Source organism: Pseudomonas sp. PDM04 (assembly GCF_014851765.1).
GTDB lineage: Bacteria > Pseudomonadota > Gammaproteobacteria > Pseudomonadales > Pseudomonadaceae > Aquipseudomonas.
On record NZ_JACVAI010000006.1, the window covers coordinates 514,328 to 538,773 of the forward strand.

Below are 24,446 nucleotides of genomic sequence, written 5' to 3' on the forward strand. Positions count from 1 at the left end.
TGCCTGATCGTTGGCCGACGTCACAGCGGCCTCAAAAATCCACCGTCGCCGACAGTTGCAGCGTACGTGGGTACCCTTGGGAAAACGCCCCATACGAAGCGACACCCGACCAGTACTCGCGGTCGAAGACGTTTTGCACGGTGGCGCGCAATGTCGTCGGGCGACCTTCGATTTTAGTCGCGTAGCGCACGCCTGCATCGATGCGGGTCCAGGCGTCCAGTTCCTGGGTGTTGGCCTGGTTGACGTATTGGCTGTCGGTGTAGATCGCCCCGCCGGTGAGGGTAAAGCCTTCGAGCCACGGGGTATCCCACTCGGCCCAGAGGTTGGCCTGGATGTCGGGGACGCCGACCGGTTTATTGCCACGGTTGGCTGCCGTGGCCGAATCCGTCAGCTCGCCATCGAGGAAGGTCACGCCCCCCATCAAGCGCGTGCCGGGCGCCACTTCGCCGAATACGCTGAGTTCGACGCCGCGGTTGCGTTGCTCGGCCTGCACCGAGAACACATTGCCGGCGCCTGTCTCGCCACTGGGTTTTTCAATCTGGAACAAGGCCAGGGTGGTCATGAACGTGCCGTGTTCGTACTTCACGCCGATTTCGTGTTGCTTGGATTCATAAGGAGCGAAGGTTTCGCCGGCGTTGGCTGCCGTGCCTGGCGCGATATCCCCTTTGCTCAGGCCCTCGACATAGTTGTAGTACAGCGAAACGTCGTCCCAGGGTTTGACCACCACGCCGACCAAGGGGGTCGTGGCGCTGTCGTCATAGCGCGAGCTGACCCCGCCTGCGGCATTGTAGTTACGCGATTCAATGTCTTGCCGACGCACGCCCAGGGTCAGCTGGATACGGTCATCGAGCATGCCCAGGGTGTCGGTCAGTGCCACGCCGGACAACTCCGACTCGGAAATGCGCAGCACCTGGGGCGCGGCGAGGTACTGCTTGGGCGCATCCAGCGGATGGTAGATATTGGAGCGGATATCGGTGCCGTTGGTGATGCCCCGGGACAGTTCATCCTGATAACGGGTCGCCATCAGCGTTGTGGTGTGAGTCACCGGGCCGGTGGCGAAAAGCCCGCGAATGCCCACGTCGGCAGTCGAGCGATCGACATTGAATTTGTAGTAGCCCGGGATGTTGCTGGTGTCACCCGCGTCATTGAGGATACGCGGCACCTGGTCGGACATCCGCTTCACATCCGACTTGCCGCCACCGGCGTGGGCGAACACGGTCAGTGCATCGTTCAGGTCATACTCGCCGCCAAGCAAGGCCGACTGCTCCCTGGTGTCCGACCAGCCCCAGTCCTGCGATACGTTGGTCCGGCCATTGGCGGCGGAAGGCACCTCGACCCCCGGCGCGATGGTGAACGGCCGCGACGCACCCTCGAAGCTTTCTTTCTGGCTGATGAAATCGAGGTTCAGGCGCAAGCGCTCCCCTTGATAATCCAGGGCGATGGCACCGATATCCACCGCGCGATTCTGATCGTCCACCGCGGTATCGCCGCCCTGCAGACTGCCGTTGAAGCGCACGCCAAACTGGTTCTCGCTGCCGAACCGCCGGCTGATATCCAGATGGCCGCCGACCTGGGAGTCCGAGGCATAGCTGGCGGTAAAGCGGGTCAGGTCTTCGGCCAGTGGCCGCTTGGGCACGATATTGATCACGCCGCCCACACCGCTGTTCGGTGAGAGGCCGTACATCAGGGCACCCGGTCCCTTGAGGACTTCCACACGCTCGGTGTACTCGGTGAACGCCCGGTAGTTGGGCGCTACACCGTACACACCGTCGTAGGCCAGCTCGCCGAGGTTTCCTTCACCGATGGCAAAACCCCGGATGAAAAACGAGTCGACGATGCCGCCGGTTTGCCCGGTCGAACGCACCGAAGGATCGCGTTGCAGGGCATCGGCCACGGTCACCGTCTGCAAGTCGGCCAGGGTCTTGGCGGTGTAGCTGGTCACACTGAACGGCGTGTCCATCACATCCTTGTTGCCGAGCATCCCCAGGCGCGCGCCACGGGCCACCTGGCCACCGGCAAACTCTGCCGGCAGCGCGGTAGGCCCGGCGTATCGGGCGTTGATGTTGGTGGTGTCCAGGGTCAGGTTCGGCGTGTCGTTCGACGTGCCGGCCGAATGATCTTCAGCCTTCTGCGATTGCTCGGGGGTGACAGCCCAGGCACTGGTGGCCCCGGCAACCAGGACAACATTCAGCATGGCGGTGCGGATGGCGAGTGTTAATGCGCGCTCACCGCAGGGGCGACTGGCAACAGGCATGACGAGAGGTTCCTTGAAGGAGGGAAATGGGAATCACTCCTAATGCCAGCCATCGTCGAAAAAAGTATCACCCTCCCCGGATTTTTTCCGAGCCCTGCCCATGCCCATCATTCAGCGGTTGCGGCAATCGGCGCAGCCGGGTCAAATGCACGCCGTTTGGCTTGGCGATGCAGTGATCTTTTTCCGCCCCCCGCTTCCATTCGACTACCGAGGTTGTCTCATGCCCAACGCAGGCGCCATTCAGGGATCGAGCGTCAGAGTCCTGATTTATCTTCTGTTCGCGATCCAGTTGGTCTCCATGGGCGCGATGGAAATGAGCGGGCCTTTCTGGCCGGTGCACCTGCGCGGCTTGACGGACTCGGCAGGGTTTTTCAGCTTTGCCAGCATCGCCGTGTACGTCGGGCCGATGCTGGGCATCATGCTGACCAGTGCATTCTGGGGCCGCATCGGTGATCGATACGGCCACAAGCTGATGATGATCCGCGCCCTCGCCGGCCTGTCCCTGACTCAGCTCGGCCTGGCCTTCGCGAGCGACATCTGGGTGATCCTGGTGCTGCGATTCCTGCAAGGCGTCTTTGCCGGGTACATCGCCCCGGCGCAGGCCTACGGCGTCAGCATCGAGGCACCCACCCGGCGTGCACGGCTGTTTGCGATTCTGCAAATATCGACCAACGTCGGCTCGTTGCTGGGCGCCGTCGTTGGCGGCCTGATACTCGATTACGCGACCTTCTTCTGGATCAACCTCATCGCCTCGGCGTTGTGCGCCGTCTGCACGGTGATTGCCGCCGTGAACTTGCCGGACGTACCGCCGGTGAAGAAAACCGCGCCCGCCCATCCCGACCCGTCAACGCCGCAACGTACCCAGGCCTGGCGCCACTCCGCGCTGCTGCCGCTGCTGTTGGTCATGGGCATTTTGCTGCTGGCGCGAATGCTGCCGCAGACCGCTTTTCCGCTGTACGTCAGCTCGATCTTTGATGTCAGCAACTCGGTGGTCGGACTGTGTTATGGCCTGCTGGCACTGGGTTTCATCCTCTGTGCGACAACCTGGTCGCGCTATTTCGAACACCGCACACCGCAGCAATCACTGCAGCGCATTCGCTACGTCGTCATCGGTTGCATTGCCCTGACCGCCCTGGCCGGGGTGACCCATCATGCCGGTGTGTTCATCGTCGTCTACTTTCTCTGGGGCGTGCTGCTGGGCGCGACGACACCGGTGCTGATGGCGCTGATCTCAAAGACCGTCGATGGCTCGCAACAAGGCTACGTACTGGGTATCGCCCAGGGCACAGCACAGTTTGCCTCGATCTCCGGCATCTGCACAGGAGGCTTGCTCAGCCAGGTTTACGGCCTGCAGTACACCTACCTGTACGTTTGCCTGGCGTATGGGGTCGCGTGGGTCGCCCTTGTTCTGTTGCGCCCCGGACCATTGGCTGCGGGCGTGAAAACGCAGCAATGATCTCGCTTGCTTTCCCACCGACGACTCATCTAGCATTGGGAATACTTCTCAATTACAAGCCAGCCTGCCGCCATGAGCGAAACCCTTCCCGCGAACCAAAATCACCACCTGCGTGCGATTGAGGACCTGTACAGCGGTCATCACGGCTGGCTGTACGCGATGTTGAAAAGAAAACTGGGCAACGCCATGGATGCGGCAGACCTGGCGCAAGACACGTTCGCTCGCATCCTTGCCTCCCAGGTCACGGTGATCGAGCAACCACGGGCCTATTTGAGCTGCGTGGCCAAGGGCATCCTGGTCAACTGGTACCAGCGCAAGGCCCTCGAACGCGCTTATCTGGAGGCCCTCACCCACCTGCCGGCGCAAGAGGTCCCGTCACCGGAATCGCATTTCGTGGTGCTCGAAACCCTGCACGAAATCGACGCGATGCTCGATGCCCTGCCACCGCTGGTCAAACGGGCGTTCCTGCTGTCGCAGCTCAACGGCCTCAAATACCAGGACATCGCCGATCAACTGGACGTGTCGCTGATTACCGTCAAGCGCTACATGAAGCAGGCGTTCGTCCAATGCCTGATGCTGGTGGAGTGAATGCTCTCGCTGCGCAAAGAGCCACCGCTGTCCCCCGAAGTGCTCGAAGAAGCCGCCGAATGGCTGATGCGTCTGAGCGAAAACGACCTGAGCGACAGTGAACGCGCCGAATGGGAGCTGTGGAAGGTCAGCAGCCCCGAGCGTGATCGCGCCTGGGCTCGGGCGCAGTTGCTGCAAAGCAAGCTGGGCGGCTTGCCGCCCTCCCTGGCGATGTCGGCGCTTGACCGGCCGAGCAGCCCGGAACGCCGCGCGGCACTGGGCAAACTGGCGCTGTTGCTCGCGGTGATGCCGGTAGGCTGGGGCAGCTGGAAACTGACGCAGTCGCAGCAGTGGACGGCGGATTACCGTACCGCCGTCGGCGAGCGACGAGAGCTGACCCTGGCCGATGGCTCGCGCATCACCCTGAACACCGACAGTGCCGTCGATGTGCTGTTCGACAGCCAGCAACGACTGATCCGCCTGCGTGAAGGCGAGATACTGGTGCAGACTGCCGCAGACACCTCCGCCCTGGCCCGGCCGTTCCTGGTCAGCACCCGTCAGGGCCACATGCAGGCCCTGGGCACACGTTTCATCGTCCGCGAACTGAACCCGTTCACCCACCTCGCCGTGCTGGAAGGCGCCGTGAAAGTGGTGTTGGCCGATAACCGCGAATCCACGCCGCTGATCGTCAACGCCGGGCAAAGCACCGAATTTACCGCGCAGACCCAGGGTGCGCTGACCCAGGCGAATCGCCATGCCGGCGCCTGGACCCAGGGCATGTTGATGGCCGACAAAATGCGCCTGGCGGATTTCGTCGCGGAACTGACGCGCTATCGCCGGGGCTTCGTCCGGTGTGACCCGGCCATTGCCGAGCTGCGCATTTCCGGCGCCTTTCCGATCAGCGATACCCAGCGCACCTTGAACATGCTGGTGCAAACCTACCCGGTGCTGGTCACCGGTCACTTGAGTGGTTACTGGGTCACCCTGTCTCCTGCCTGAGCCAAAAAAAATAAGTGCCGCAGGCTGATACTTTTGCGGATCTCGACTGGCAAACAAAGAAACCTTCATCCCTCACGTCCACAGGGTTCCCCGTCCATGCCTGTCATTCGCCACGCACTGCTCAGCCTGACCCTGATCAGCGCTGCCTGTCCGTTGGTTCTGGCGGACGTGCCGGTGCAGTTGGATTCGGTCGAAATCCGCACCTATCACATTGCCTCCGGACCACTGGGCGCCACGCTGTCGAGCTTCGCCGTCGAGGCCGGCATTGCGCTGTCGTTCGAGCCATCCGTCACGGAAGGCCTGATCAGCCCGGGGCTGTCCGGTGCGTATTCGACCCAGGAGGCCGTGACCCGTTTGCTGGCCGGCAGCGGGCTGGACATGGTCCCGCGCAGCGACGGCAGCTACACGTTGGTACTGCGCCGGGTCACCCTGACGCCAACCACGGTCGAAGGTATCGACAGACGCAGCGACAACCTGCCGCCGGTGTATTCGGGGGGCCAGGTGGCCGTCGGCAGCCGCCTCGGCATGCTGGGCAATACCGATGTGATGGATGCGCCGTTCAGCGTCAGCACCTACACCGCCGCGTTGATCAAGGATCAACAGGCGACGACCGTGGGCGATGTGCTGGAGCGGGACTCATCGGTACGCTCCACCGGCCAGACTGGCGGCATCGTCGATTCGTTCTTCATCCGTGGCTTTCCCGTGGGCGAAGGCAATCTTGGCGAGTTGGCGTTCGACGGCGTCTACGGCGTGGCCTCCAATTACCGGGTGTTCACCGAATACGCCGAGCGCATTGAAGTGGTCAAGGGGCCTGGGGCCCTGCTCTACGGCATGTCGCCCAACAGCGCCGTGGGTGGCGTGATCAACGTGGTGCCCAAGCGTTCCCTCGATGAGGACCTGACCCGGTTCACCACCAGCTACGTCCAGGATTCACAGCTGGGTGGCCATATCGACCTCAGTCGGCGCTTTGGCGAAGAGCGCCGATTCGGCGTACGCCTCAATGGCAGCGTGCAACAGGGCGATACGGTGATTGACGATCAAGAGCGGGAGGTCGGCGTGGGTGCGCTGTCCCTGGACTATCAAGGCGAGCGCCTGCGCACCACCCTCGACCTGGTCAGCCAGAAGGAACAATTCGATGCCGCCTCCCGCCCCTTCCTGATCGCCCCGGGCGTGGACATTCCTTCGGCCGCCAACGGCCGGACCAACGTCAGCCAGGATTGGGGATGGTCCAAAACCCGTGACAAATCGGCGTTGCTCGGCGGCGAGTACGACCTCACCGACAGCCTGACCGTCTTCGCCCATGCCGGTGGCGGCAAGTCGACCGTGGCGCGCATGTCCGATCAGACCCCGAGCATCATCAACGCTGCGGGTGATACTTCGTCGATACCCGGATATTACAAGTTCGAAGTCCAGCGCTACACGGTCGACGCCGGTGCCCGATTGCGTTTCGATACCGGGCCGATCAGCCACAGCACTGCCTTGCAGGCGACGCGTTACCGGGATGAATTATCTCGCGGCATCCTGTCCGGACCACCGACGCTGTCGAACATCTATCACCCGATCCACCGCCCCAAGCCGTCGATTGCCGAACCGGCCACGCCGAAAGTGTCCGCGAGTGAATTGTCCGGCATCGCCCTTGCCGACACCCTGTCGATACTCGAACAACGCGCGCAGCTCACGCTCGGCGTGCGCCAACAGAACATCCGGTCGCACAACTACAACACGGCCGGTGCGGTGACGGCGTCCTTCGACAATGGCAAGGCCACGCCGCTGTTCGGGGTGGTGCTCAAGCCCTGGGAACACGTGTCGTTCTACTACAACTACATTGAAGGGCTGAGCAAGGGTGACGTCGCCCCGAGCACCGCCTCGAACGCCGGCGAAACCTTCGCACCTTACGTTTCCCGGCAACAGGAGATCGGGGTCAAGCTCGACTACGGCAATTTCATGTCGACCCTCGCCCTGTTCCAGATCAAAAAGCCCAGCGGCGAATTGTCATCCGGGGTGTTTTCGGTCCAGGGCGAACAGCGCAACCGTGGCCTGGAGCTGAGCCTGTCGGGCGAAGTCGCCCAAGGCACGCGCCTGCTCGGTGGCGTGACGCTGCTGGATGCGCAACTGACCAAAACCAGCGTGGCCGCCAACCGAGGCAACACGCCGGTGGGCGTGCCGGACGCTCAAGCCAACCTCTGGGCCGAGTGGGACTTGCCCTGGGTCGAGGGGCTGACACTCACCAGCGGCGCGATCTACACCGCCAGCCAGTACGTCAACCAGGCCAATACCCAGGAGCTGGACCCCTGGACTCGCTTCGATGTCGGTGCGCGATACACCACGCAGATTGCACAGCGCCCCACGACGTTTCGCGCCACGGTGCAAAACGTGTTCGACCGCGAGTACTGGTCGGGGGTCGCCTCCTATGGCGCGTTTTCCCAGGGGGCGCCGCGCACCCTTCTACTGTCGGCCACGGTCGACTTCTGACACTTGCAAAGGCCTTGATCATGCTCACCATTGTTCGACGCAGCCACGCCCTGGCCGCGCTGTTGTTTGCAGGATTGCTGGGGGTTTCATTGCCGTCCTCGGCGTCCGAGGCGAGTGCACCGCTCAGTAGCGTCACCGATTTGCTCGGCCGCCAGGTCAAGGTGCACCTGCCGGTCAAGCGGGTCATTCTCGGTGAAGGACGCCAGTTGTATCTGGTGGCCGCACTGGATACGCAGAATCCCCTCGAACGCATCGTGGGCTGGCGCAAGGACCTGATCCAGTCCGACCCCGACACCTACAACGCCTACCTGCGCATGTTTCCCCAGATAGCCAGGATCCCCACCTTCGGCGGATTTGAAGACGGCACCTTCGACATCGAGCAAGCGATCTCCCAGCGCCCCGATGTGATCATCCTCAACATCGAGGCCCGGCATGCCACCGAGGATGCGCGTTACATTGAGAAGCTCGACGCCCTGGGCATCCCCGTGGTGTACGTCGACTTCCGCAACAACCCCATGCAGAACACCGAACCGACCATGCGCCTGTTCGGCCAGTTGTTCGGCAAAGAGCAACGTGCCGAGGACTTCATCGCGTTTCGCAACGAGCAGATCCGACGGGTCACCGACGTGATTGCCGCGCAGCACCCTGCCCGCCCCAACGTGTTCATCGAGCGCATCGGTGGCTACACCGACGATTGCTGCCTGAGCTTCGGCAATGAAAACTTCGGCCGCTTCGTCGAAATGGCCGGCGGCAACAACATCGCCAAGGACATCATCCCCACTACCTTCGGTCAGTTGAATGCCGAACAGGTGATCGTCGCCAATCCGGACCAGGTGGTTGTGACCAGCGCCAACTGGGAAGCCTTCGCGCCGGGTGGCCACTGGGTGGGGGTGGGGCCGGGAGCGGACCTGACGCAAGCGCGCCACAAACTGGCGTGGTACACCGGGCGTGCGGCCTACGCCGGGATCAAGGCACAGGACAGTCAGGCATTCCATGCCATCTGGCACCAGTTCTACAACAGCCCCTACCAGTTCGTGGCTATCCAGCAACTGGCAAAGTGGTTTCATCCCACGCTATTTGCCGACCTCGATCCGCAAGCCGCCTTTCGTCAACTGCACGAGCGCTTCCTGCCGGTGCCCTATGAGCCGGGCTACTTCGTCAGCCTGCGCGAGCCTGGGGTCACGCCATGAACGCGCTCAACGATGTCGCGCCCGGCCAGCGCGACACCTACCGTCGCCTGGTGGTGCGCAAACGCCTGATCCTCGGCGTCCTGGCGCTGCTGCTGTTGGGCAGCGTGCTGCTTGACCTGGCCCTGGGGCCGGCCAGCTACGGCCTTGACGAAGTGCTCGGCGCCCTGCTTTCACCCGACAGCGCGGCGCCGCAAGTACGGGTCGTGATGTGGGACATCCGCTTGCCCGTGGCGCTGATGGCGGTTGCCGTCGGCGCGGCGTTATCGCTGGCCGGCGCGCAGATGCAGACCATCCTCAACAACCCGCTGGCCAGCCCTTTCACCCTGGGCATTTCCGCCGCAGCGAGTTTCGGCGCGGCCATGGGGCTGGCGTTCGGCGTGGCGCTGTTTCCGCTGGCGGCGCAGTACATGGTGCCGGTCAACGCGTTCATCATGGCCATGCTGTCCGCCCTGCTGATCCACTTTCTGAGCATGCGCCGCGGCGTCACCGCCGAAACCATTGTCTTGCTCGGCATCGCCCTGGTGTTCACGTTCAATGCATTGCTGGCCCTGGTGCAGTTTTTTGCCACCGAGCAAGCCGTGGCAGCGGTGGTGTTCTGGACCATGGGCAGCCTGACCAAGGCCACCTGGCCCAAGCTTGGCGTGATCTGCCTGGTGATCCTGATCACCCTGCCCGTCTTCGCCAGGCGAACCTGGGCGCTCACGGCGCTGAGACTGGGCGATGACAAGGCCGCCAGTTTCGGCATCAACGTGCGCAGCCTGCGCTTCCAGACGCTGATCATGGTCAGCCTGCTGGCCGCGTTTCCCGTGGCCTTCGTCGGCACCATCGGTTTCATCGGACTGGTCGGCCCGCACATCGCCCGGATGCTGATTGGCGAAGATCAACGCTTCTTTCTGCCGGCCTCGTTACTGACGGGGGCCTTGATCCTTTCCGCCAGTTCGGTGGTCAGCAAAACCCTGATCCCCGGGGCGATTTTCCCCATCGGCGTGGTCACCTCGCTGATCGGCGTGCCGTTCTTCATATCTCTGATTCTCAGCGGGAAGAAAAACTCATGGTAACGATCCAGCTGGAGGAACTCGGCGCCGGCTATGGTCAGCGCACCATCATCAGCGGTGTCAGCACGGCGACTTTTGTCGGCGGTCAGGTCGTCGCCGTGGTCGGTCCCAATGCCGCTGGCAAATCCACCCTGTTCAAACGCATGGCCGGGCTGATCGACGGGCCCGGCCGGGTCAACGTGCAAGGCGTGGAACAGGGCCCGCAAGCCATCAGCTACATGCCCCAGGGTTTGAACGCCAGCGCCCGGTTGACGGTGTACGAATCGGTCCTGCTGGCGCGCAAGCAACTGACGCCCGGCTGGGCCGTTCACGACGACGAACTCAAGCTGGTCGATGAAATTCTCGATGCCTTGGGCATCACCGCCCTGTCGTTCCGCAACCTGGGTGAACTCAGCGGCGGCCAGCAGCAGCTGGTTTCGATTGCCCAGACGCTGGTGCGCGAGCCGCACATCCTGCTGATGGACGAGCCCACCAGCGCCCTGGACATGCATCGTCAGGTCCAGGTGCTGACCTTTATGCGAGACCTGGCCCGCAAACGCCAGGTGATTGTGTTTATCGCGATCCATGACCTGAACCAGGCCTTGCGCTTTGCCGATCAGGTGCTGGTCATCGCCGATGGCACCGCCCGCGCCAGCGGTCCGAGCCACGAGGTGATCAACGAACAAATGCTGCGCGAGGTGTACAGGGTCGAGGCGCGAATCGAGCGCTGCAGCCGTGGGGAGCACCATATCCTGATTGACGATATTGTCTGACGCGGGCATCAGGCGGGTCGGCAGCGGCCGATGGCCGCCTGACCTGACAGGCGTTGGGCCCGCCGCTTACGGTTCGACACCCTCTAACGCCTTGCCCGCGACCTCCAGCAACAAATCCGCATGTTCGCGTTCAAACGCCAGCAGCGGACGGATCTTCAGCACGTTTTCCAGTGGTCCGGCGGCGCTGATCAGCACCCCCAGCTCGCGCATCACGTTGACCACCTGGCGGGTCTGGGCGGCGGCCGGGCTTTGGGTCGTGCGGTCGGTCACCAGTTCGACGCCCAGGAACAGCCCTGCGCCGCGCACGTCGCCGATGATCGGGTAACGCTCGGCCAGTTGCTGGAAACCTGCCAGCAGGTATTGGCCCATCGTGTGCGAGCGCTGTTGCAGCTGTTCGTCACGGATGACGTTCAGCACCGCATGGCCTGCCGCGCAGGACACCGGGTTGCCGCCAAAGGTGTTGAAATAGCGCATGTTCTTGCCGAAATGATCGACCACTTCGGCCCGCCCGACGAGGCCGGCAATGGGCTGGCCGTTGCCCATCGGCTTGCCCATGGTGACGATATCGGGGCGCACGTTGTGGCGCTCGAAGCCCCACAGGTTCAGGCCGGTCCGGGCGAAACCGGACTGCACTTCATCGGCGATGTACAACAGCCCTTCGGCCTGGGCCAGCGCAATCCCCTCGGCAATGCACCCGGCAGGGTCCGCCAGGACACCGTCGCTGGCGAAGATGCCATCGAGCAGGATCGCAGCCGGGCGGATACCGTGCGCGCGCAAGTCTTCGATCGCCGCTCGCACATCGGCGGCGAAAGTCGAGGCGACAGCCCCCTGCCCCAGCCGATAGGCATCGGGCGCACGGACCGTGCGCACGTGCGGCGGCAGGATCATGCTCGGGCCCAGGGACGGCGACAACTCGGCGATATCGCCCGTGACGCCGTGGTAGGCGAACCGGGTGATGATCACGCCGGTGCCGCCGGTGAACTGTTTGGCGATGCGCAATGCCAGGTCGTTGGCTTCGCTGCCCGTGCAGGTGAACATGACCCGCTCGAGGTCCTCGGGAAAAGTGTCCAGCAGCTGTTCGGCGTAATCCAGCACGCCTTCCTGCAGGTAGCGGGTATGGGTGTTCAATTGCGCGGCTTGCCGGGTCATCGCCTCGACCACCCGTGGATGGCAATGCCCCACGGACGCCACGTTGTTGTAGGCATCGAGATAACGGCGACCCTGTTCGTCGTACAGCCACACGCCTTCGCCGCGCACCGTGTGCAACGGTCGCTCGTAAAACAGTCGGTAAGCCGGCCCGAGCAGGCGCTCCCGGCGTTCGATGAGGCGTTTTTCCGTGTCTGAAAGACGATCGGCATCCCCCGCCGTGAAACCGTTGATCATGCTCATGCGCCAACCTCCTGAGTGCAAGCGGCCAGTATTCGGTCGTGGATATGCGCCGGGGATACCAAGGACAGGCCTGCCAGGCTTTCCTGGGCGCGGTGGGCATTGCGCAAAATGTACGCGCGGTTATCCGGGTGCAGGTCCGCCCGCCAGAAATTGATGCACAGCGACAACGCCAGGCGCGTCGAGATCAACACCGGCAGCAGTTCAAGTTCTTCGCCCAGCAGCGGGTTGACCCGGTGATAGGCGCGGATCATGTCCAGTGCCGGGGCCAGGACATCACCCGACACACCCAATTGGTAAGAGGCCGCCACCGCGACTTCGTTGACCAGCGGCGCCCGGACCATGTCACCGAAATCCAGGATGTTGCGCAGGACATCCGGGTGCTCGGGGTCGACAATGATGTTGTGCGGATTCATGTCGTTATGAATCACCTGCTGGCGCAGCGTGGGGGCGCTCGCCAGCACCTGCTCTTCAAACCGGTCCAGGCTGTGTTCAACCCTGTCGCGACGCAACCCCGGCTCGATGTAGTCGAGCAACGGCCTGAGGCGTTGTGCATGCTGCATGTCCCACAGCAGCACATGCCCGGCAGCCGGATGGCTGAAGCCGCTCAAGGCCAGATCGAAACGGGCCAGTGCTTGCCCCAGGTTCTGCCGGAACGCCTCGCAGGTGCAGGCGACGCGGTGCAGTGGCAGGCCGTCGACGAACGACAGCAAGCGTACCAGCATGCGTTGGCCCTCGATCTCGACCGATTCGACGAACCCGCCACTCAGCGACGGATAGACACGTTGCACGGGCAATGCGGGATCGTGACGCTCGATCTGACGCATGGCCTGGTTATGGAAATCGACGACGTCCGGGTTTTCCAGCGGATGGGAAAGCTTGAACAGACGGGACGAACCGTCCGCGAGGATGACCCGGAAATTCAGGTCGCGCTCGCCGCCCAGCCTCTCAAGTTTCCCGCTGATCGCGTAGTGCTGCCGGAGGGCTTCATGGACCTGCGCCTCGCTGACCCGGGCAGGTGCCGCCTCCAGCAGACAGGCTTCAGCAAATACATTCTCAAGCGGCATTGATGACTCCTCGCCTCGGTGACTGGGGCCTGCGCGCACAGGCACAGGCCCCTTGCATTATTTGTTGGCCCAAGCGATGAAGCGCTCTTCCAGGTCTTCACCGTGATCGATCCAGAATTCGGCGTCCGTCGCCCGTGCATTCTTCAGGTTGTCCGGTGATGTCGGCAACTTCTTGCCCACGGCTTCATCGACCAGCGCGATGGTGTTTGTGTTGCTTGGTCCATAGGGGATGGCCTCGACGAAGTTCTTTTGCTGGACCGGTGCACTGGCGAACGCGATGAAGTTTTCAGCCAGCGCCTTCTTCGGTGAGCCTTTGACGATCGCCCAGTGATCCAGGTCGTACAGGCTGCCGTTCCACTGCATCTCGAAGGACTGCCCCTCGGCCTGCGCCGAGGTGACACGCCCGTTATAGGCCGAGGTCATCACCACGTCGCCCGCCGCCAGCCACTGCAACGGCTGCGCGCCGGACTCCCACCACTGGATATCGGGCTTGATCTGGTCCAGCTTGCGGAAGGCCCGCTGAACGCCCTCCTCGGTTCCGAGCAAGGTGTAGACGTCTTCCTTGGCGACGCCGTCTGCCAGCAGGGCAAACTCAAGGGTGAACTTGGCGCCACGCCGCAGGCCACGCTTGCCGGGGTATTTCTTCACATCCCAGAAATCCGCCCAGCCTTGCGGTGCACTGGCGAGTTTTTTCGGATCGTAGGTCAGTACGGTAGACCAGATGAAGATACCGACGCCGCAATCGCTGACGGCCGCCGGGAGGAAATCCTCTTTCTTGCCGATCCGAGACCAGTCCAGCGGCTCGAACAGACCTTCGCTGCAACCGCGAAGCAGCTCGGGTGACTCGACTTCAACCACGTCCCAACTGGTTTTGCCGGTGTCGGCCATGACCCTGATCTTGGCCATTTCGCCGTTGTAGTCATCGGCGGTGACCGCCACATTCTTCTGTGCAGTGAACGGCTTGTAGAACGCTTTTTCCTGGGCCTGGCGGTTGTTGCCGCCGAACGACACCACGGTGAGTTTTTCGGCTGCGCTCAGAGGGCCGGCAAGGGCTCCAAGCATCAGTACAGCTGCAATTTTCCGGTTCATGCGTCTCTCCGATTCGCTACGTGCGTTGGCGGCAGCTTTAAGGGATGGCAGGTGGTTTTTTTGTTTTTGGCAGCAGTGTTTCGGTCAGCGCCGGGTGTCATGCACCTGGTGGCCGGCACCCGGGATCGATCCCGAGGCGCGGCTCATTAGTACCATATTTAGAATATGATGCATCATAATTTTTATTGGTATAGTCTGATCACTGCCATCCAACCCCGGGAGCGCCTTTAATATGTCCGAGCAACGAACCCTCCTCCTCACTGGTGCGAGCCGCGGTATCGGCCATGCCACGGTGAAGCACTTCAACGCCGCAGGCTGGCGCGTCTTCACCGCGTCCCGACACGACTGGACCGAAGGCTGCCCCTGGGCGGAGGGGCTGCTGAACCACATCCACCTGGACCTGGAAGACATCGACGAGGTCCGCCGCAGCCTCCCGGCCATCCGCGAAAAACTCGGCGGGCGTCTGGATGCGCTGGTCAACAACGCAGGCATTTCACCCAAGGGCGAGGCCGGCGCGCGACTGGGCGTGCTGGAGTCCGACTACGCCACCTGGCTCAGCGTCTTCAACGTCAACCTGTTTTCCACGGCCCTGCTCGCCCAGGGGCTGTTCGATGAACTCAAGGCTGCGCAGGGCTCGGTGATCAACGTCACCTCGATTGCCGGCTCCCGGGTACACCCCTTTGCCGGGGTTGCCTATGCCTGCTCGAAAGCGGCGCTGGCCGCGTTGACGCGAGAGATGGCGCACGACTTCGGACCCCACGGCGTGCGGGTCAACGCGATTGCCCCGGGCGAAATCGAGACCTCGATCCTGTCGGCCGGGACGGAGCTGATCGTCGACCAGCAAATCCCCATGCATCGCCTTGGAAAGCCCGAAGAAGTCGCGTCCCTGGTGCATTTTCTATGCACCCGCGGCGCGTCCTATATCAATGGCTCGGAAATCCATGTCAACGGAGGCCAGCACGTTTGAAATAGTCTGGAAATCCCGGCCGGAAACTCCCATCATTCGGGCCGGGCATCCGCCGTAGACGAGCGACCAATGAGCAACCCCTACCCCATTCAGACCCTCAAGCATTCCTACTTGGGCAGCGGCATCTATGAGCTGCTGCGCGAGGCCCTGATCACGGGACGTTTCCAGCCCGACGACCGGTTGCGCATCCGCGACCTGGCGGAGCAACTGGGCACCAGCGTCACGCCGGTACGCGATGCGATCCTGCAACTGGCGAAGGAACAGGCGTTGATCCTCAAGACCCCGCGCGACATCCGCGTGCCGATCCTCACGGCCGCGCAGTACGGCGAAATCCGCAGCATCCGGTTGGCACTCGAGGGCTTGGCGGCTGAAACCGCCGCGTCGCTGGTCACCGACAGCCAGCTCGACGACCTGCAAGGCTGCATCGAACGCAACATCGCCGCCATCAACGCCCAGGACCTGCAGGCAGCGCTCAAGTGCAACCAGGAATTTCACTACGCGCTGACCACCATCGCCGGCATGCCTGTGCTGGCCGGTCTGCTGGACAGCCTGTGGATGCGCACCGGTCCGCTGATCGCGCGGGCCTATGGCAACTTCAACGAGCGGATGGCCATCGACCATCACTGGGAAGTGCTCGATGCCCTGAAACGGCGCGACGGCGCAGCGGCGCGCAAGGCGATTTGCTGCGACATCCTCGATGGTAACCAGAAGATGCTCGAGTACATCGAACAGAGCGTCTGACTCAACGAACGGTCGGGTGTCTGGCCCGTGACTGCCGTGCGAACTCGTTTGGCGTCCTTCCCGTGTGCTGGCGGAAAGCCCGGCTGAAGGTCGCCTGGGAAGAAAAACTCAGGATCATCGCCACCTCGGCGACAGAATGAGCGCTATAGGTGAGCAGGTACCTCGCGCGCTCCATACGCCGCTCGTTGACATAGCGCTGCGGCGTCTTGCCGGTGACAGCCTTGAAAGAACGGGCGAAATGAAAGCGGCTGAGATACGCCACGGCAGCCAGGTCGTCGAGGCTGATATTCGCCTCGATGTTGTCCTCGATGTAATCCATCACCTGGCGAATGCGTTTGACCCCTGGATTGGGCACACGCTCCAGTGATGCCAGGCGAGCCGGCGCGGTACTGGTAAATCGCTGAATGAGCCGGGCGGCGGCGCTGCACGCCAGCGACTCGACCAGCAACTTCCCCGACGGCGTCGAATGCTGCATCTCCATGAGGATGGCATTGCCGATACTGGCGATCAGATCGTCTTCAAAACCGCGCTCAAAGCGCATCGTCAAATACTCGCTGCCATCGAAACATTCACCCAGCGCCTCGGCAGAAAAATGCTCGGCTCCCAGGTGCACGTGCAACAGGTCGGGCATGCGAGCCGAAAGCAGGACCAGGTCTTCCTGAATGCCTTTGGGGCAGATCCACGCCATTCCGCGCCGGGTCGGCGTCTGCTCGACGACATCGTAGGCCTTGCGAGTCACCACCGAGCCGCTGTCGCCCCGGGCATCGAGTACCAGTTCGGTGGTCGGTTGGCGGGTGTTTTTGGCGATAACACCGTCGCTATGGCTGCGCACTTCGGCAAGCAGGCCCATCCAGTTGCGGTCTGCCGACGAGAGCAGCAATCCGGATGAACTGTATTTTTCGAGTTTATAGCGAAGGAGCGGCATCGAGACTTCTCTTGGCCCAGTCGTTCAAGGGTCCGGCGAAGTCTCACACTCCGGGCGCCTTCCTGGCAACCGGCAGGCGAATGGCCGACACAAAAACGCCAGGCGGTTCGATGCGCCTGGCGTTGCCCGTCTTGAGCCTTGGCTAAGGCCGAGTGATGATCCCCACCGCTGAGGCCCCTGCTCTCTCGGAGGTTCCCAGCAACCCTTTGGTGATTTGCCAGATCACCGCAAACGCGCCGATCAGGAACACGATGTCGCCGAAGGTGCGCACCCAGCGCAGGGTTTGCAGCAGGTCCTGTTGCATGAACGCCTCGCTGCGGGCGTACCACAGGCCCTGGCTGGCGCTGGCGTAGAACTGCAGAATGCCGATGGGCAGCAGGCTGGTGAAAATCATCAGCGCCAGCCCCCCGTTGAGCCACCAGAAACCGGTGTTCATCAGGCGATCGTTGAACTGCAGGTTCGGCCGCAGGTAACGCAGGATCAGCAGACTGAAACCCAGAGCCAACGAGCCGTAGACGCCGAACAACGCGGCGTGGGCGTGCAGTGGCGTGGTGTTCAGGCCCTGGATGTAATACAGCGAAATCGGCGGGTTGATCAGGAACCCGAAGACACCGGCCCCGAGCATGTTCCAGAACGCGGTGGCGATGAAAAACTGCAGCGGCCAGCGAATTTTCGTCATCCACGCCGCGCGTTCCTTGAGGTGCCAGTTTTCCCAGGCCTCATAACCCAGCAAAATGAGCGGGACCACTTCCAGTGCACTGAACGTCGCGCCGACCGCCATCACCGGTGTGGTGGTGCCGGAAAAATAGATATGGTGGAAGGTGCCGGGCACGCCACCGAGCATGAACAGCGAGGCCGACCCCAGCGTCGCGGTCGTCGCCAGGCGCTTGGACACCAGGCCCATGCTGGTGAAGATGAACGCCAGCGCGGTGGTGGCAAACACTTCGAAGAAGCCTTCGACCCACAGATGCACGACCCACCAGCGCCAGTATTCCATGACCGACAGGTTGGTGCGTTCGCCGTAGAACAGGCCCGCGCCATAGAACAGACCGATGGCGATCACCGAACAGGCCAATAGCGCCAGCAGGTTTTTGTCACCGGGCTGGCGCAGGGCAGGCACCATCGCGCGCAGCATCAGCACCAGCCAGAACACGATCCCGGCAAACTTGGCGATCTGCCACAGGCGGCCCAGGTCGACGTACTCGTAACCCTGGTGACCGAGCCAGAAACTCCATTCGACGGGCATCAGTTGCGCGATGGCGAGGAAGTTGCCGGTGTAGGAACCCACGACCACCAGCACCAGGGCCCAGAACAACAGGTCCACGCCCAGCTTCTGGTATTTGGGGTCTTTGCCGCCGTTGATGAATGGCGCCAGGAACAGCCCGGCGGCGAGGAAACCGGTGGCAATCCAGAACATCGCGCTCTGCAGATGCCAGGTCCGGGTCAGCGAATAGGGGAACCACTTCGACAGCGGCAGGCCGTAGAAATCCTGGCCCTCAACGGTGTAGTGCGCGGTCACGCCGCCCATCATGACCTGGAAGCCGAACAGTGCACCGACCAGCAGCAAATATTTGCCAAGGGCTTTTTGCGACGGTGTCAGGGTGATCAGGCTCAGAGGATCCTGCGCAGGCACCGTGGGTGAGCCCTCCTCGTGGTTACGCAGGAACGCCCAGCCCCAGACCAGGAAGCCGATGCCCGCCAGCAGTACGACGATGCTGATGACCGACCAGACCATGTTCTCGGCCGTGGCGTTGTTATCGATCAGGGGTTCGTGGGGCCAGTTGTTGGTGTAGGTCGCGTTCAGTCCGTCACGCTCAGTGGCGGCGGCCCAGGCGGTCCAGAAGAAAAAGTGAGTGAGCTGCTGACGCCGGGCCGGGTCAGGCATCGTCACCTCTTTCATCGCGAAACTCTGGCGGCTGCTACTCAGCGATGGATCGCCACCGAAGAGCGCATCGTAATAGGCGCCCGTCTGCCGGATCGCCTGGATGCGGCGTTCACTGAGCACCAGGGTGCCATCGACCAGGCGGTTGCTGCGGTATTCGCGTTTGAGTTGATGACGCAGCAAGGCTTGCTGATCGCCATCGATCTCGGCGTAGGCCTTGCCATAACCCTGCTGTGCGGCCAAGTCCAGCCAGGCGAGCAGTTCGCGGTGCAGCCAGTCGGCCGTCCAGTCCGGCGCCTGGTACGCACCGTGACCCCAGATCGAGCCCAGCTGCATGCCGCCGACACTTTGCCAAGCGGTTTGGCCATCAAGAATGTCCACGGACTGAAACAGCAATTGGCCGCTGGCACTTTGCACTCGCTCGGGAATCGGCGGGGCCTGGCGATAGATCTCACGCCCGAACCAGCCCAGCAGGCAAAAAGTCACGCCTAATATCCCGATCAGGTACCACCATAACTTTCGATATTCACCCATATGTCACCTCAATTTGCCAATACGGTCGAATGCCAAGGCATGCGTTTATTTCTCGCGCATCCGTACATGACTGTTTATTCATTTATATTTTTTCTTTGGATACCGTTATGTAACGGCGAACACGAACCCATTACTCGAAGTCAACCCGAGCAATCATTCCATTTCGTGAAACCCTCGGCACAGAGCCTTTTTAGCTATAAATACCGTGCACCACCCATATTGAAAAATACCGCTAATACAGCAATTAACACCCTATCAGCAAAACATCGAATTACCCCTGAAGCCAACAAGCCATCACAACTATTTGCACCCTTTAACACCGCATTACAACGGACTAAACCATAGTAAGCAGGCAAATTGTTCAGCTTGATCCGGATTAATCAGGAGCATTTCCCATGGCAGACGATTCCTCACTTTCACCTGACGAAACAGTGCGTCGAAACTTGTTGCTGGGTGGCTTGGCGACGGCGGTCGTGGCTGCCTTGCCGGCTTCCGCTTCAGCGGCCTCCGTTAAAACCGCTCCCTCCAATGCAAAAGGAACCCAGGGCATGGCAACCATCGCGACCAAAGAAGGTGTTGAGCTTTACTACAAGGATTGGGGCCCGAAGGATGGCCCGGTCGTAACCTTGAGCCATGGTTGGCCATTGAACGCTGACAGCTGGGATTACCAGGCTTTTTTCCTGGCATCCAAGGGCTTTCGTGTGATTGCCCACGACCGCCGCGGTCATGGCCGCTCGAGCCAGCCCTGGGACGGCAACGACATGGATCACTACGCCGATGACCTGGCCACCGTGATCAATACGCTGGACCTGCGTAACGTGACCGTGATCGGTTTCTCGACCGGTGGCGGTGAAGTCGCGCGCTACATCGGACGCCACGGCACCTCCCGCGTAGCGAAGATCGGCCTGATTTCAGCCGTACCGCCACTGATGCTGAAAACCGCGAAAAACCCGGGCGGCCTGCCGATCGAAGTCTTCGACGGCATCCGCAACGGCATGCTGGCCGACCGTTCGCAAATCTTCAAGGACATCCCGGCCGGGCCGTTCTACGGGTTCAACCGCCCGGGCGCCAAGACCTCCCAGGGCATGATTGACGCCTGGTGGATGCAGGGCATGGCAGGCGGGTTCAAGAATACTTTCGACTCTGTCAAGGCGTTCTCGGAAACCGACTTCACCGAAGACCTGAAAAAATTCGACAAACCAACGCTGATCATCCATGGCGATGACGACCAGATCGTGCCGATCGACGCGGCGGGCCGCGCCTCGAAGAAGCTGGTGCCCCACGCCCTGTTGAAAGTGTATCCGGGTGCCCCGCATGGCTTGACCGAGACCCATAAGGATCAGTGCAACCAGGACCTGCTGGCCTTCCTGCGCAGCTGACCTCAACCAACGCATCCTCAGTACGCTCCCCCCTCTTTAGCTACGGGTAACGCCAGGTTCTTACCGCTTATGCCGGATGAACCCGAGAGATTCTGATGGCGACTGGTGATCACCTCAGCCCGGACTCTGTCGTCGTTATCCGTAGCTCTTTTTATTGCACCATCGAGAGGCTACGCCATGTCGAATCACAAACTGACAACGGCCAACGGCGCTCCCGTCGTTGACAACTTCAACACCCAAACCGCCGGCCCCCGCGGTCCTGCCTTGCTGCAAGACGTCTGGTTGCTGGAAAAACTGGCGCACTTCGATCGCGAGGTGATCCCTGAACGGCGCATGCACGCCAAGGGCGCGGGTGCTTTCGGCACGTTTACCGTGACCCACGACATCACCCGTTACACCAGGGCCGACCTGTTCAGTGCGGTCGGCAAACAAACGCCAATGTTCACCCGATTCTCCACGGTAGCGGGCGAGCGCGGTGCCGCCGATGCCGAACGGGACATTCGCGGTTTCGCCATGAAGTTCTATACCGAACAAGGCAACTGGGATCTGGTGGGCAACAACACCCCAGTGTTTTTCTTTCGCGATCCGCTGCGTTTCCCAGACCTCAACCACGCCGTCAAACGCGATCCGCGCACCGGCATGCGCAGCGCCCAGAACAATTGGGACTTCTGGTCGTCACTGCCCGAAGCGCTGCACCAGGTGACCATCGTCATGAGCGAGCGCGGGATTCCTCGCAGTTATCGACACATGCACGGCTTTGGCAGCCACACCTTCAGCCTGATCAATGCCAACAATGAACGACACTGGGTCAAGTTCACCTTCAAGACCCAGCAAGGCATTGCAAACCTGAGCGATGAACAAGCCAGACAGCTGGTGGGTGAAGATCGTGAAAGTCATCACCGCGACCTGTTCGATAGCATCGAAGCGGGAGACTTTCCACGCTGGACCCTGTACATACAGGTGATGACGCCGGCCCAGGCACAGGCCCATCCGGTGAACCCGTTCGACCTCACCAAGGTCTGGCCCCATGGCGACTATCCGCTGATCGAAGTTGGGTTCTTCGAGCTCAATCGCAACCCGCAAAACGTCTTTGCCGACGTTGAACAAGCCGCGTTCAGCCCGGCCAATATCGTACCCGGCATCGGTTTTTCGCCGGACCGCATGCTCCAGGCACGCCTGTTCTCCTACGGCGACGCTGCACGCTATCGCCTGGGGGTCAATCACAACCAGATCCCGGTCAATCAACCCCAGTGCCCGGTGCACAGCTTCCATCGTGACGGTGCCATGCGTGTCGACGGCAACCATGGCGGCACGCTGTCCTACGTACCCAACGGACGGGGCGAATGGCTGGATCAGCCTGAATGGCGCGAGCCGCCACTGGAGCTCTCCGGTGCTGCCGGTCACTGGGACCACCGCGTTGACGACGATCACTATGAACAACCCGGCAATCTGTTCCGACAGATGAACGACCAGGAGAAACAGGCGCTATTCGAAAACACCGCACGTTCACTGCAATCGGTGACACGGGAGGTTCAATTGCGCCACATTGCCAACTGCAACAAGGCTGATGTCGGTTACGGTGCAGGCGTCGCGAGCGCGTTGGCGGCGCTCGGCTAAGGCACTGACAACGTCCGTCGCCAAACCGGGATTGCCTTGTGGTGCGAGCCGACTCGCGCCACAAGGCATGACACCCAGACCGAATATCTACAAGGCTGCATTGCCAAACAGGTTGAACGGTTCCAGCTCCAAATCTGGTTTGGCGGCGCTGCACCAAGGACTCTGGCCATGACCGGAATGTTCGTAGTGCAAGGTGGCCTCGCGCTTTCCGCCCTCGCGTTTGATGGTTTTCTCAAGCGCATAGATCCGCACGGTTTCCAGCAAGCGAAAGTCCATGGTGCCGCTGGCGGTGGATTGAGGCACCAGCAGTGACTTGCCGACCAGCGCATCGAGTACGCCCATCAGCATGGCGAAATCCGGCAAGTCGGAATGATCCATGGCCTGAACATCACTCAAGCTGAACACCCCGACAAAATCCGCCAGGCGCAGGAATAACGCCTGCTCCTGGGCATTGAGGGCGTGAAAGCTGTAATCGAGCAGCGCTTCCAGCGTCCGGTGCCGGGAGACCGCATTGCGTCGCCCGGTCCAGTGCAGCCGGCAGCTGCTATCGAGCAGCGCGAGGGTGCCGGTGAGTCCGAAGGTCGCCACACGCGAAGCCGCCAGGGTAATTGCCAGCGGATTGGCGTCGAGTCGCAGGCAGATCTCGATCATCTGCGCCACCTCTTCGTCTGGCAGCTCGCACAGGTGCCCGTTCGCCAGGCATTTATCGATAAAAAGCTCGACCGCCGAATAAGCCCGCGCCTCCACGGCCGACAGCTTCAGCTCCCTGGGAGGCACATCCAGCGGACCGAGGCGATAGGCGAACTCACCATCGACCCGCAAGGCTTCACGGATCGTCACCAGCACATGTAACTCAGTGCGGCTTTCGCTGAGCGCCTCGACCAGGGTCGCGACGCTCTCTAGAAAACCATCGCAATTGTCCAGGATCAGGACAGCACGGCTTGCGACGAATTTTGCCGCGATGGCCGTGACCGGGTCGGCCCCGTCCTGCTCAAGTCCGAACATCGTCAACAGCGCGGGCACCACGGGCTGCGCCTGGCCGAGCGAATCAAGATTAAGGTAATGCACAGCGGTGGAGAACTCGGCTTGCAGATGACTGGCACACGCCGCGGCCAGCATCGATTTGCCCAGGCCGCCCGAGCCGATAATCGATACACAGCGATGCAGCAGGATCGCGTTCGCCAATAAACAAAGGTCACTGCCTCGCCCGACCATCTGACCTGAGCGGCGAGGTACGGCGTCACCCGAGGCACGTTGATCGGTCTTCAGTTCCAGGCGAGCCATCACATTCAAGCGGGTGACTTTCGCCACAAAACTGTAGCCACGCCCCGGGACATTGGCGACGTAGCGAGCGCCATTTTCCCCCTCCCCAAGAATTTTACGCAGCAGCCCGATGTTGACCCGCAAGTTGCTTTCATCAACAACGATGTTCTTCCAGGCCTTGATCATCAACGTTCGCTTGTTGATGACACTCCCCGCTTCCTTCACCAGGACAACCAGGATATCCAGTGCGCGACTGCCAATAGCGATGGATTCCCCGGAGCGCTCCAGGCGCCTTTCTACTGGATACAAACGGAAGGGCCCAAAACTCCACACCACGTCGAAACCGTCTTCTGCTGCTGCACTCAAGGCGTATACCTCCGTAGTCATGGCAGGAGTTCTCCACGACCCTTTTGCCACTGACGACTTTTATTATTCGCGGCTACCCGACCATACAATCACCGGCAAGCAGGCATAAATACGCTTTCAATCAACAACTTAATCGTAAAACCCGTTTCACTATCAACAAATTTGGCGTCCCGGGCTTTGCACATATTGCTGAGTTTTTTGCAATTATTGCTCCGACTCTCCCGCAACCGGTTCGCCCCTGCCAGCGGCGCAAACAACAACGATTCACAACTCTTAACGAGCGCACGTCGAGCAATGCCGTGACCATCCTGTGACCTGATGGATGGATATGCACGATGAGCACAGTGATAAATAACCCGGCCTACAACTACAAGGTCGTCCGCCAATTCGTCATCGCGACCGTGTTCTGGGGCGTGGTGGGGATGGCAATGGGGGTGTGGATCGCCTCGCAACTGGTGTGGCCCGAGATGAACCTCGACCTGCCC

Annotated in this window: 18 protein-coding genes and 1 pseudogene; 12 read left to right on the forward strand and 7 right to left on the reverse strand. The window is 61.6% G+C overall.

Annotated elements, in window-relative coordinates; translation table 11 throughout:
• Positions 1-31: 31 nt before the first annotated feature.
• Positions 32-2,254 (reverse strand): TonB-dependent receptor, encoded by a 2,223-nt coding sequence (locus tag IB249_RS24360; protein WP_192308288.1) that lies wholly within the window; start codon positions 2,252-2,254, stop codon positions 32-34.
• A gap of 220 nt (positions 2,255-2,474) precedes the next feature.
• Between IB249_RS24360 and IB249_RS24365 the strand changes: the two genes are divergently transcribed.
• The 7 genes from IB249_RS24365 (at position 2,475) to IB249_RS24395 (ending at position 10,745) form a co-directional block, all read left to right on the forward strand.
• The gene (locus IB249_RS24365; protein WP_192308289.1) at positions 2,475-3,710 is read left to right on the forward strand and encodes an MFS transporter; all 1,236 of its coding nucleotides are present in this window, start codon (positions 2,475-2,477) and stop codon (positions 3,708-3,710) included.
• A gap of 72 nt (positions 3,711-3,782) precedes the next feature.
• Positions 3,783-4,298, forward strand: coding sequence for a sigma-70 family RNA polymerase sigma factor (locus tag IB249_RS24370; protein ID WP_192308290.1), 516 nt, complete (start codon positions 3,783-3,785; stop codon positions 4,296-4,298).
• On the forward strand, positions 4,299-5,276 hold the full coding sequence (locus IB249_RS24375; protein ID WP_192308291.1) for a FecR domain-containing protein: 978 nt from the start codon (positions 4,299-4,301) through the stop codon (positions 5,274-5,276).
• 96 nt (positions 5,277-5,372) lie between these two features.
• Positions 5,373-7,748: a TonB-dependent receptor gene (locus IB249_RS24380; RefSeq protein WP_192308292.1), complete on the forward strand. Its 2,376-nt coding sequence runs from the start codon at positions 5,373-5,375 to the stop codon at positions 7,746-7,748.
• Between the two features lie 20 nt (positions 7,749-7,768).
• Positions 7,769-8,938 carry an ABC transporter substrate-binding protein gene (locus IB249_RS24385; RefSeq protein WP_192308293.1) on the forward strand — a complete coding sequence of 390 codons (1,170 nt, stop codon included), beginning with the start codon at positions 7,769-7,771 and terminating at the stop codon, positions 8,936-8,938.
• Entirely contained in the window at positions 8,935-9,996 is a 1,062-nt protein-coding gene (locus IB249_RS24390) for a FecCD family ABC transporter permease (protein WP_192308294.1), read from the forward strand. Before IB249_RS24385 ends, IB249_RS24390 begins: the two co-directional genes overlap by 4 nt.
• On the forward strand, positions 9,990-10,745 hold the full coding sequence (locus IB249_RS24395) for an ABC transporter ATP-binding protein (protein ID WP_192308295.1): 756 nt from the start codon (positions 9,990-9,992) through the stop codon (positions 10,743-10,745). Before IB249_RS24390 ends, IB249_RS24395 begins: the two co-directional genes overlap by 7 nt.
• A gap of 66 nt (positions 10,746-10,811) precedes the next feature.
• On the opposite strand, the gene IB249_RS24400 is transcribed toward IB249_RS24395, so the two are convergent.
• Genes IB249_RS24400 through IB249_RS24410 form a run of 3 tightly spaced genes read right to left on the reverse strand, consistent with a single transcriptional unit; the run spans position 10,812 to position 14,287 of the window.
• Positions 10,812-12,134: an aspartate aminotransferase family protein gene (locus IB249_RS24400; RefSeq protein ID WP_192308296.1), complete on the reverse strand. Its 1,323-nt coding sequence runs from the start codon at positions 12,132-12,134 to the stop codon at positions 10,812-10,814.
• Positions 12,131-13,198 carry a phosphotransferase gene (locus tag IB249_RS24405; protein ID WP_192308297.1) on the reverse strand — a complete coding sequence of 356 codons (1,068 nt, stop codon included), beginning with the start codon at positions 13,196-13,198 and terminating at the stop codon, positions 12,131-12,133. The genes IB249_RS24400 and IB249_RS24405 overlap by 4 nt, the downstream gene beginning before the upstream one ends.
• A gap of 57 nt (positions 13,199-13,255) precedes the next feature.
• The gene (locus IB249_RS24410) at positions 13,256-14,287 is read right to left on the reverse strand and encodes an ABC transporter substrate-binding protein (protein ID WP_192308298.1); all 1,032 of its coding nucleotides are present in this window, start codon (positions 14,285-14,287) and stop codon (positions 13,256-13,258) included.
• A 232-nt stretch (positions 14,288-14,519) separates the two neighbouring features.
• Between IB249_RS24410 and IB249_RS24415 the strand changes: the two genes are divergently transcribed.
• Positions 14,520-15,254, forward strand: coding sequence for an SDR family NAD(P)-dependent oxidoreductase (locus IB249_RS24415; RefSeq protein WP_192308299.1), 735 nt, complete (start codon positions 14,520-14,522; stop codon positions 15,252-15,254).
• A 69-nt stretch (positions 15,255-15,323) separates the two neighbouring features.
• Positions 15,324-15,995: a GntR family transcriptional regulator gene (locus tag IB249_RS24420; RefSeq protein WP_192308300.1), complete on the forward strand. Its 672-nt coding sequence runs from the start codon at positions 15,324-15,326 to the stop codon at positions 15,993-15,995.
• Between the two features lies 1 nt (position 15,996).
• On the opposite strand, the gene IB249_RS24425 is transcribed toward IB249_RS24420, so the two are convergent.
• Both IB249_RS24425 and IB249_RS24430 read right to left on the reverse strand, forming a co-directional pair.
• Positions 15,997-16,920 carry a helix-turn-helix domain-containing protein gene (locus IB249_RS24425; protein ID WP_192308301.1) on the reverse strand — a complete coding sequence of 308 codons (924 nt, stop codon included), beginning with the start codon at positions 16,918-16,920 and terminating at the stop codon, positions 15,997-15,999.
• 142 nt (positions 16,921-17,062) lie between these two features.
• Positions 17,063-19,288, reverse strand: coding sequence for a nitric-oxide reductase large subunit (locus IB249_RS24430; protein ID WP_318653512.1), 2,226 nt, complete (start codon positions 19,286-19,288; stop codon positions 17,063-17,065).
• Positions 19,289-19,884: 596 nt separating this feature from the next.
• Between IB249_RS24430 and IB249_RS24435 the strand changes: the two genes are divergently transcribed.
• Entirely contained in the window at positions 19,885-20,715 is an 831-nt protein-coding gene (locus IB249_RS24435; protein WP_225607168.1) for an alpha/beta fold hydrolase, read from the forward strand.
• 177 nt (positions 20,716-20,892) lie between these two features.
• Entirely contained in the window at positions 20,893-22,332 is a 1,440-nt protein-coding gene (locus IB249_RS24440; protein WP_192308304.1) for a catalase, read from the forward strand.
• 87 nt (positions 22,333-22,419) lie between these two features.
• On the opposite strand, the gene IB249_RS24445 is transcribed toward IB249_RS24440, so the two are convergent.
• Positions 22,420-23,982, reverse strand: coding sequence for an ATP-binding protein (locus tag IB249_RS24445; protein WP_192308305.1), 1,563 nt, complete (start codon positions 23,980-23,982; stop codon positions 22,420-22,422).
• 314 nt (positions 23,983-24,296) lie between these two features.
• On the opposite strand from IB249_RS24445, the pseudogene IB249_RS24450 reads away from it, so the two are divergent.
• Positions 24,297-24,446, forward strand: a pseudogene (locus IB249_RS24450) (cytochrome C oxidase Cbb3); the annotation flags it as partial.